Source organism: Micromonospora sp. 15K316, assembly GCF_004348525.1.
In the GTDB taxonomy this organism is placed as follows: Bacteria; Actinomycetota; Actinomycetes; order Mycobacteriales; family Micromonosporaceae; genus Micromonospora.
In genome coordinates this window covers 1-8,762 of the sequence record NZ_SMKG01000240.1, presented here as the reverse complement: position 1 = coordinate 8,762, position 8,762 = coordinate 1, and the positions used below count along the sequence as shown (strand labels likewise).

Here is an 8,762-nt window from a genome sequence, read left to right as displayed (position 1 = left end):
GGCGTGGGGGTGCGGGCCCGGTGAGCGGCGGGCGGCTGCTCGCGGTCAGCGACCTGCACGTCCGGTACGCCGAGAACCGGGCGATCGTCGACGGGTTGCGCCCCGGCTCCGACGACGACTGGCTGATCGTCGCCGGTGACGTGGCCGAGTACCTCGCCGACGTCCGGGCGACGCTGACGCTGCTGCGCGACCGGTTCGCCACCGTGATCTGGGCGCCCGGCAACCACGAGCTCTGGACGCTGCGCGACGATCCGGTCCAGCTGCGCGGCGAGGCGCGCTACCGGGAGCTGGTCGCGACCTGCCGCGAGCTCGGCGTGCGTACGCCCGAGGACGACTACCCGGTCTGGACCGGCCCGGGCGGGCCGGTCACCGTGGCGCCGCTCTTCCTGCTCTACGACTACTCGTTCCACGCCCCCGGCACGTCGAGCAAGGAGGAGTCGCTGCGCCGGGCGTACGACGCCGGGGTGGTCTGCACCGACGAGATGCTGCTGCACCCCGACCCGTACCCGAGCCGCGACGCCTGGTGCGCGGCCCGGGTGTCGTACACCGAGGGGCGGCTCGCGGCCGTCGACCCGGGGCGGCCGACGGTGCTGGTGAACCACTTCCCGCTGGTCCGCGAGCCGACCCGGATCCTGCGCCATCCGGAGTTCGCCCAGTGGTGCGGCACCGCCCGTACGGCGGACTGGCACCTGCGCTTCCGCGCGGCGGCCGTGGTCTACGGCCACCTGCACATCCCGCGCACCACATGGTACGACGGGGTCCGCTTCGAGGAGGTGTCGCTGGGCTACCCGAGGGAGTGGCGACCGCGCGGTGTCGGGTTCGAGCCGCGCGTGGTGCTCCCCGCGTCGCCGGCCTGACCCCGCGCCCACCGGGCGGCGGACCCGGCCGGCTCGCCCGACGGGCGGGGCTTGAAGGCGCGGCGAACTCGGCGGATGCTGGGTACGCATCGACTATCACCGATTGAATCGGAGGCTCGGATGCGTCGTGTCCCGCTCGTCGTCCTCGTCCTGACCGCGCTGCTGCTCGGCACCCCCGCCGCCGTGCAGGCACAACCCGCCGCACCGACCCACGCCGGCGCGGCCGCCCAGCCCGACGCCGCCGCCGCGGCCCGGGCGCTCACGCAGGTGCGTACCGCCGGTACCACCTGGGGGCTCGACCCGGGAACCGGACGGATGACCCTCACCGTCGACGAGACGGTGACCGGTCCCACGCTCGCGGCGCTGCGCGACACCGCGGCCCGGGCCGGCGCCGACCTGCGCCGGGAGCCCGGCCGGCTCAGCACGCTGATCGCCGCCGGCGAGGCGATCTACGGCGGCGGTGGTCGCTGCTCGCTCGGCGCGAACGTCCGCAGCGGCAGCACCTCCTACTTCGTCACCGCGGGGCACTGCACCAACACGGCCGGCACCTGGTACGCGAACGCGGCAGGCAGCACCGTGCTCGGCGTACGGACCGGCACCAGCTTCCCCGGCAACGACTACGGCGTGGTGCGCTACACCGGCACGATCCCGCGTCCCAGCGGGATCCACACCTACCCGGGGCTGCTCCCCGTGCCCGGCACCGCCACCGCCACCATCGGCCTGGCGGTCTGCCGCAGCGGCTCGACCACCGGCGTGCGCTGCGGCACCGTCACCGGTCTGAACCAGACGGTCAACTACGCCACCGGGGTGGTGTACGGCCTGATCCGCACCAACATCTGCGCCGAGCCCGGTGACAGCGGCGGCCCGCTCTACGTGGCCGCGACCGGCCGGATCGTCGGCGTCCTCTCCGGCGGCAGCGGCAACTGCACCAGCGGCGGCACCACCTTCTACCAGCCGATCGGGGAGATCCTGGCCGCGTACGGCCTGACCATTCCCTGACCCGCCCGGCGACCGGCCGGCGGCGCACCCGCCGCCGGCCGGTGTCCCGCGGTCAGCGCGCGCCGGAGGTCCGCCCGTCTCCGGCGGCGGTCCGTCGTCGTTCGGGGTCCGCCGGCCGGTCGAGGAAGAGCAGTTGGGCCCGCTTCTCCGGCTTGTCGATCAGCGGCCCGAGGCGGAAACCGGCGCGCACCAGCCGCGCCACCGCCCGGTCGTTGCGCGCGTCCGGCTCGGCGAGCAGCCGTCGCCGGCTCGGGTCGGCCCAGACGAAGTCGAGCAGCGCCCCGAAGAGCCGCCCGGTGAAGCCCGGTTCGGACGCGGGCGCCGGGCCGACGAACAGGTGCAGGCCGAAGTCTCCGGGCTGGACCGGGTAACACTCGCCGACCGGGTCGGCCTCCGGCTGGTACGTCTGGAAGAGCGCCACCGGTAGCTCGTCCCGGTGCACCAGGTAGGCGTGGTGCGTGGTCAGCGAGTCCAGGTACGTGTAGATCTCCCGTACCCGCTCACGGTCGGCGTCCAGCATGCCCCAGAACCGGGCCCGTTCCTGTGTGACCCAGCCGTGCAGCAGGTCGACGTCCCCGTCCGGGTCGACCGGGCGGACGGTGATCCGGCCGAACCCGGCGACGTCCCGGTCGTAGCGGTGCGGGTCGGTGACGCCCCGGTCAGTGGTCATGGTGCTCCTCGGTGAGCTGGTCCCAGTCGGTGGTCACGGGCAGCAGGTCACCGGCGAGCCAGGCCGGCGTCTGGTCGTCGTGGTGCGGGTCCCCGGGCACCCCGCAGGCGCCGAAGGGCACCACCCAGCGGCTGCGGTCGCGGTCGCCGAGGTCCCAGGCGTAACGTGCCGCCGGCGCGCGCAGGCAGTCGTGGGTGACTCCCGGCACGCTGGAGGTGGAGAGCACGCAGTCGTGGTCCCCGGCGAGGCCCGGCACCGGATCCCGGTCCGCCTCCGGCAACGCCCGCCACGGCGTGAGTCGGTGCAGCTCACCCCAGCGCGGCGGTTCCCCGCCGGCCACCTCCTCGACGGCGGCGCGCAGCAGCGCCTCGGCGGCCTCCTCCGGCAGCAACCCGCTGCCCAGCACCGCCTCGACGGCGTGGGCCACCCGCGGCGCGAGGGCCAGCCAGGGCTGGAACACCTCCGGGTACGCCGGTGCTTCGGCGAGCGGGGCCAGGGCCTCGTGGGCGGCGAGCCGCCGGACGAACGCCGCCCGCACCAGCGCGTACGCGGCGGCGTCGCGGCTGCCGGCGGCCATCCGGCGGTCCCAGCCGAGCAGCCGGTCGCGCAGGGCGGCGGCGGCCGGACCGAGCCCGGTGAGCGGGACCAGCCGGTCGATCAAAGGGCCCGCCGAGCCCAGGTGCGTGTCCATGTGGATCGTCGCCATCGCCTCGGCCGTCCAGGCGCCGCCCGCGTCGAGCAGGTCGCGGATCCGGTCCGCCCGGTGCGGTGGGGCGAACTCGACGCCGAGCGGCGTGGCGAGTCCACGGGCGTTGGCCATCACCGCGACACCGTCCACCTCGGCGCGCGGCATCGGCGCGTGCCAACCCCGCCAGGCGTGCTGCGCCGACCAGGCGGGGACCACGCGCAGCCGGTTCGCCGGGTGCCGCACCGGCACCGCCCCGGCGACCCGGTGCAGCAGCCCGCCCGAGGTGTCGGCGGCCTGGAGCACGTTGACCGGCTCGACCCAGCGGTCGACGGCCGCGTCCACGTCGGCGACGGTCCGGGCGCGCAGCAGCGCCGGCAGCGCGGCGAAGCCCAGCTCCGCCAGGACGCGGGGCGGATAGCGGAGGCTGATCGCGGTCGCGTCGTCCGGGCCGCCGATCACCACCGGCCCTCGGGCGGTCTCGACCACCTCGACGTCGACCGGGTCGCCCCCGGCCACCTCGACGGTCTCCGTGTGCGCCGCCGCCGGCTCCCAGCCGTCCGGGCCGTACGCCTCGACGGCCACGCCCCGGCGGCGCAGCCGCTCGGCGTACAGGTCCTGGTAGTCGGCCATCGCGTTGGTGATCGCCCAGGCGACGCCGCCGGTGTGCCCGAAGTGGGCGATGCCGGGCACCCCGGGCACCGCGAGGCCGACCACGTCGTACTCCGGGCAGGCCAGCCGGATCTGCTGGTACACGCCGGGGTCCTCGATGAAGCGGTGCGGGTCCCCGGCGAGCAGGGCGGCGCCGGTGGCGGTACGGTCGCCGGCCAGCAGCCAGCCGTTGCTGCCGGCGGTGGCCGGCGCGTCGGTGGCGAAGAGGATCATCCACCGCTCGCCGAGGCGCTCGGCCACGTGCTCGCGCCACAGCTTCGTCGGCAGGTTCGCGAAGAGCACGTGGTGGGAGAGCCAGACGGCGAGCGGGGTCCAGGGCTCCCACCGGCCGGGCGTCAACCCGACGGCGGCGAACTGCGGTGCCCGCGACGCCCCGGCGGCCAGGCCGGCGTTGACGCCCTCGACGTAGGCGCCCACCCAGGCGGCGGTGGCCGGATCCAGGGCGGCGTGGCAGCGGCGGGCGGTGTCCACCAGCCGCGCCTGCCGGGCGAACCGGTCCCAGTCCAGCTCGCCGGCGCCGAGGAAGGCCGCGCTCGTGCCCTGCGCCCGGTGCCGCTCCACCTCCAGCTGCCAGGCCCGGTCGTACGCGGTCACCCGGCCCTGCGCCGCCGCGAGCGCCGTCTCGTCGTCCGCCCGCAGGTGCGGGACGCCCCACGGGTCGCGGAAGACCCGGGCGGTCACGCCGGCTCCGGGGCGAGGTGCGCGGCCGGTCGACGGGCCGCCGGGACGACCAGCGGCGTGCCGGTCTCCGGGTCCTCGATCACCCGGCAGGGCAGCCCGAACACCTCCTCGACCCGCTCCGCGGTGACCACCTCGGCGGGTGGCCCGGCGGCGACGACCCGACCGTCGCGCATCGCGATCAGGTGGGTGGCGTAGCGGGCGGCGTGGTTCAGGTCGTGCAGCACCGCGACCAACGTACGGCCCTGCTCCTCGTGCAGCCGGGCGCAGAGGTCGAGGATCTCGATCTGGTGGGCGATGTCCAGGTAGGTGGTGGGCTCGTCGAGCAGCAGCAACGGGGTCTGCTGGGCCAGCGTCATCGCGATCCACACCCGCTGGCGTTGTCCGCCGGAGAGCTCGTCGACCGCGCGGTCGGCCAGGTCGGCGACGCCGGTCGCCGTCATCGCCTCCTCGACCACCCGCTCGTCCTCGCGCGACCACTGGCGCAGCAGGCCCTGGTGCGGGTACCGGCCGCGGGCGACCAGTTCGGCCACGGTGATGCCGTCCGGCGCGATCGAGGACTGCGGCAGCAGACCGAGCGTACGGGCGACCTGACGGGCCGGCCGCCGGTGGATGTCCGCGCCGTCGAGCAGCACCGCGCCGGTCGTCGGCCTGAGCATCCGCGCCAGCGCCCGGAGCAGGGTGGACTTGCCGCACGCGTTGGGCCCGATCACCACCGTGAAGGAGCGGTCCGGGACGGCGACGGTCAGGTCCTCGGCGACGGTGCGCCGGTCGTACGCGAGGGTCATCCCGGTGCCGGTGAGCCGAGGGGTGCCGGCCTGCATCGATGGTGCTCCGTTCTCGTCGCTGGTGTTCGGGACGGTTGCGTCGGCTGCGGGACCGGCGAGCCTGCTCACAGCCGGCCCGCCCGTCGTTGCGCCGCCAGCAGCCAGACCAGGTACGCCCCGCCGATCGCGCCGGTGATCGCACCGGCCGGGAGCTGGTGACCGGTGAACGCCCGCTGGGCCAGCAGGTCGGCCCCCACCAGCAGTGTCGCGCCCACACACATGGCGGGGAGCAGGTTCGGCCCGGGCGCGCGGGTCAGCCGTCGGGCCAGGTGCGGGGCGGTCAGCGCCACGAACGAGACGGGCCCGGCGGCCGCCGCCGCGAAGGAGACGAGCAGCACCGCCGCGCCGAGCAGCACCATCCGGAGCCGGCGCACCGGAACGCCGAGCGCGGCGGCGGTGTCGTCCCCCATCTCCAGCATCCGCAGCGCCGGCCCGCAGCCGAGCAGCACCAGCGGGGCGAGCGTCGCCAGCACGATCAGCAAGGGCAGCGCCTCGGTCCAGCCCCGCCCATCGAGGCTGCCGGTGAGCCAGAGCACCGCCCGGGCCGCGTCCATCAGCGGCGCCCGGGTCAACAGGTAGCCGTTGACCCCGGTGAGGATCGCGGTGATGCCGATGCCGACCAGGATCAGCCGGTAGCCGTGCACGCCGGTGCGCCAGGTGAGCAGGGAGACGAGCAGGCCGGTGGCGAGACCGCTCGCCACGGCCGCGCCGGAGAGGGCGAGGCTGCCGCCGCCGAGCACCACCACGATCAGCGCGCCGGTCGACGCGCCCTGGGTGAAGCCGAGCATGTCGGGGCTGCCCAGCGGGTTGCGGACCAGTGACTGGAAGACCGCCCCGGCCAGCGCCAGGGCCGCGCCCACCAGCAGCGCGGTGACCAGGCGGGGCAGCCGCAGCTCGTGGATGATGAACTCCTCGGCCGGGGTGCCGCCGCCGAGGAGGGTGCGTAGCACGTCGGCCGGTGTCATCGGGTAGTCGCCGCCGGCGATCGCCAGCACGCCGAGGCCCGCCGCGAGCAGGGCGCAACCGGCGCCGACGGCGAGCGCACGGGGGCGGAAGCGCAGGGAGAACCCGCCGGGGGTACGCAGCACGGTCACGGTCGGGCCACCCGCCTGCGCAGCACCAGCCAGAGGAAGAGCGGCCCACCGAGCACGGCCGTCACCATGCCCACCTGGAGTTCGCCGGGGCGGCCGAGCACCCGGCCCAGCACGTCGGCGCCGAGCAGCAGCGCCGGCGCGAGCAGCGCGCAGTAGGGCAGCAGCCAGCGCAGGTCGGGCCCGGTGAGCGCGCGGACGAGGTGCGGCACGAGCAGGCCGACGAAGACGATCGGGCCGCAGGCGGCGGTGGCCGCCCCGCAGAGCAGGGTGACCGCCGTGATGACGGCCGTCCGGATCAGCGTGGGCCGCGCGCCGAGGGCCCGGGCCGCGTCGTCGCCGAGGGCGAGCGCGTTGAGCGGACGCGCGGTGGCGAGCGCGACCAGCAGGCCCGCCCCGATGAACGGCGCCACCCGGGCCGCCGTCGCGGCGTCGGCGCTGGCGAGCGAGCCGACGGTCCAGAAGCGGAGCCGGTCCAGCGAGGCGGCGTCGAGCAGCATCACCGCGCTGACGTACGAGTAGAGGGTGGCGTTGAGCGCCGCGCCGGCCAGCGCGAGCCGGGCCGGGGTGGCGCCCCGCCCGCCGCCGACGGCGTAGACCAGCGCGGTCACCGCCGCCGCGCCGACCAGCGCGAACCAGACGTACCCGTTGAGAGCCGTCACGCCGAGCAGCGCGGCGGTGGCCACCGCCGCGGAGGCGCCGGCGTTGATGCCGAGCAGGCCCGGGTCGGCGAGCGGGTTGCGGGTGAGCGCCTGCATCACCGCGCCGGCGACGCCGAGCGCCGCGCCGGCGAGCAGGCCGAGCAGCGTACGCGGCAGGCGCATCTGGTGGACCACGGCGTACTCGGCCGACGCGGGGTCCCGCAGGCCCGACCAGACGTCGGCGAGCGGTAGCTGCTTCGCCCCGACCGTGATGCTGAGCACGACGACGGCCGCGAGCAACGCCCCGGCGGCGCCGAGGCCGACCGCCCGCAGGGTGCCCCGGCCGCGCCGCGTCGGGCCTGGTGCGGTGGCTTCCGCGGTGGTGTCGGGCGGTGATGACTGGAGGACGGACAGTGTGGGCTCCGGTGGGGGTGAAACGCCGAACGAGACTTGACAGCGATTTAGGTTAGGTTAACCTAACCGCGCTGTCCATGCTCACTCTGGACCCCGATCGAAAGACGACACCATGCTCAGTTCCACCTCCGCCCGTCGCCTCTCCCGCCGCGGCCTCCTGGCCGGCGGGGCCGCCGCCTTCGGCCTCCTGCTCGCCGGCTGCGGCGACGGTGACGACTCCGCCGCATCGTCCAGCAGCGGCGGTGGCCTTTGGACGTTCACCGACGACCGCAGCGAGAAGGTGAACGCCGGCAGCCGGCCGACCCGGGTGGTGGCCTTCACCGGCACCGCCGCCGCGCTCGTCGACTTCGGACTCGACAAGCAGATCGTCGGCGTCTTCGGCGAGACCAAGCGGGCCGACGGCACGGTCGACCCGCAGGCCGGCGACCTGAACGTGGAGGGCGTGGAGATCCTCGGCAACGTCTGGGGCGAGTTCAGCGTCGAGAAGTACGCGGCGCTCCGCCCCGAGCTGCTCGTCACCCACATGTACGACCCCGGCGCCCTCTGGTACGTCCCGGACGAGAGCAAGGACAAGATCCTCCCGCTCGCGCCCAGCGTGGCGATCACCACCGCCCGGGTGCCGATGACCAAGCCGATCGAGCGCTACGCCCAGCTCGCCGAGTCCCTCGGCGCGGACCTGTCGGCGAAGAAGGTCACCGACGCCAAGGCCCGCTTCGAGGCGGCGGCCGAGTCCGTCCGCCAGGCGGTCAAGGCCAACCCGGGCATCAAGGTGATGGCCGCCTCCGGCAGCCCGGACCTCTTCTACGTCTCCAACCCGAAGGTCAGCACCGACCTGATGTACTTCGCCGAGCTCGGGGTGGACATCGTGGTCCCCACCAAGCTGGAGGCGGGTGACTACTTCGAGGCGCTCAGCTGGGAGAACGCCGGCAAGTTCCCGGCCGACCTGATCCTGCTCGACAACCGCAGCACCGCACTGCAGCCCAAGGACCTCGCCGCCAAGCCGACCTGGGCGCAGCTGCCCGCGGTCAAGGCCAACCAGGTCGCGTCGTGGGACGCCGTTCCGCGCTTCTCCTACGCCGGCGCCGCGCCGCTGCTGGAACAGCTCGCCACCACCATCCGCTCCGCGAAGAAGCTGAGCTGACGACGCGGGGGAGAGATCCCGACGCTCCTCCGTCGAGGATCAGTCCCGCCCCCCCCGCGTCGTCAGCCTGTCTCTTATATACATGTT

General features: G+C 75.1%; 8 protein-coding genes. 3 read left to right on the top strand and 5 right to left on the bottom strand.

From position 1 onward, the window contains the following. Nucleotides 1–20: 20 nt before the first annotated feature. Together E1211_RS33070 and E1211_RS33065 are read left to right on the top strand one after the other, a co-directional pair. Complete coding sequence (locus E1211_RS33070; RefSeq protein WP_207915536.1) at nucleotides 21–857, top strand: metallophosphoesterase; 837 nt, start codon at nucleotides 21–23, stop codon at nucleotides 855–857. A gap of 120 nt (nucleotides 858–977) precedes the next feature. Beyond that, the gene (locus E1211_RS33065) at nucleotides 978–1,856 is read left to right on the top strand and encodes a S1 family peptidase (RefSeq protein ID WP_207915535.1); all 879 of its coding nucleotides are present in this window, start codon (nucleotides 978–980) and stop codon (nucleotides 1,854–1,856) included. A 52-nt stretch (nucleotides 1,857–1,908) separates the two neighbouring features. On the opposite strand, the gene E1211_RS27900 is transcribed toward E1211_RS33065, so the two are convergent. The 5 genes from E1211_RS27900 to E1211_RS27880 form a co-directional block, all read right to left on the bottom strand. Continuing rightward, nucleotides 1,909–2,526: a GNAT family N-acetyltransferase gene (locus E1211_RS27900; protein WP_132352517.1), complete on the bottom strand. Its 618-nt coding sequence runs from the start codon at nucleotides 2,524–2,526 to the stop codon at nucleotides 1,909–1,911. Further along, nucleotides 2,516–4,564 carry a penicillin acylase family protein gene (locus E1211_RS27895; RefSeq protein WP_132352515.1) on the bottom strand — a complete coding sequence of 683 codons (2,049 nt, stop codon included), beginning with the start codon at nucleotides 4,562–4,564 and terminating at the stop codon, nucleotides 2,516–2,518. The genes E1211_RS27900 and E1211_RS27895 overlap by 11 nt, the downstream gene beginning before the upstream one ends. Next, entirely contained in the window at nucleotides 4,561–5,349 is a 789-nt protein-coding gene (locus tag E1211_RS27890) for an ABC transporter ATP-binding protein (RefSeq protein WP_132352519.1), read from the bottom strand. The genes E1211_RS27895 and E1211_RS27890 overlap by 4 nt, the downstream gene beginning before the upstream one ends. Before the next feature lie 104 nt (nucleotides 5,350–5,453). Further along, entirely contained in the window at nucleotides 5,454–6,482 is a 1,029-nt protein-coding gene (locus E1211_RS27885; protein WP_132352513.1) for an iron chelate uptake ABC transporter family permease subunit, read from the bottom strand. Further along, nucleotides 6,479–7,534 carry an iron ABC transporter permease gene (locus tag E1211_RS27880; protein WP_132352511.1) on the bottom strand — a complete coding sequence of 352 codons (1,056 nt, stop codon included), beginning with the start codon at nucleotides 7,532–7,534 and terminating at the stop codon, nucleotides 6,479–6,481. The genes E1211_RS27885 and E1211_RS27880 overlap by 4 nt, the downstream gene beginning before the upstream one ends. A gap of 112 nt (nucleotides 7,535–7,646) precedes the next feature. On the opposite strand from E1211_RS27880, the gene E1211_RS27875 reads away from it, so the two are divergent. Beyond that, nucleotides 7,647–8,675, top strand: coding sequence for an ABC transporter substrate-binding protein (locus E1211_RS27875; RefSeq protein ID WP_132352509.1), 1,029 nt, complete (start codon nucleotides 7,647–7,649; stop codon nucleotides 8,673–8,675). The last annotated feature ends 87 nt before the right edge of the window (nucleotides 8,676–8,762 follow it).

Coding starts and splice junctions, on each gene's coding strand:
- E1211_RS33065 (WP_207915535.1), top strand. CDS start 978: ATGCGTCGTGTCCCGCTCGTCGTCCTCGTCCTGACCGCGCTGCTGCTC.
- E1211_RS27900 (WP_132352517.1), bottom strand. CDS start 2,526: ATGACCACTGACCGGGGCGTCACCGACCCGCACCGCTACGACCGGGAC.
- E1211_RS27890 (WP_132352519.1), bottom strand. CDS start 5,349: ATGACCCTCGCGTACGACCGGCGCACCGTCGCCGAGGACCTGACCGTC.
- E1211_RS27875 (WP_132352509.1), top strand. CDS start 7,647: ATGCTCAGTTCCACCTCCGCCCGTCGCCTCTCCCGCCGCGGCCTCCTG.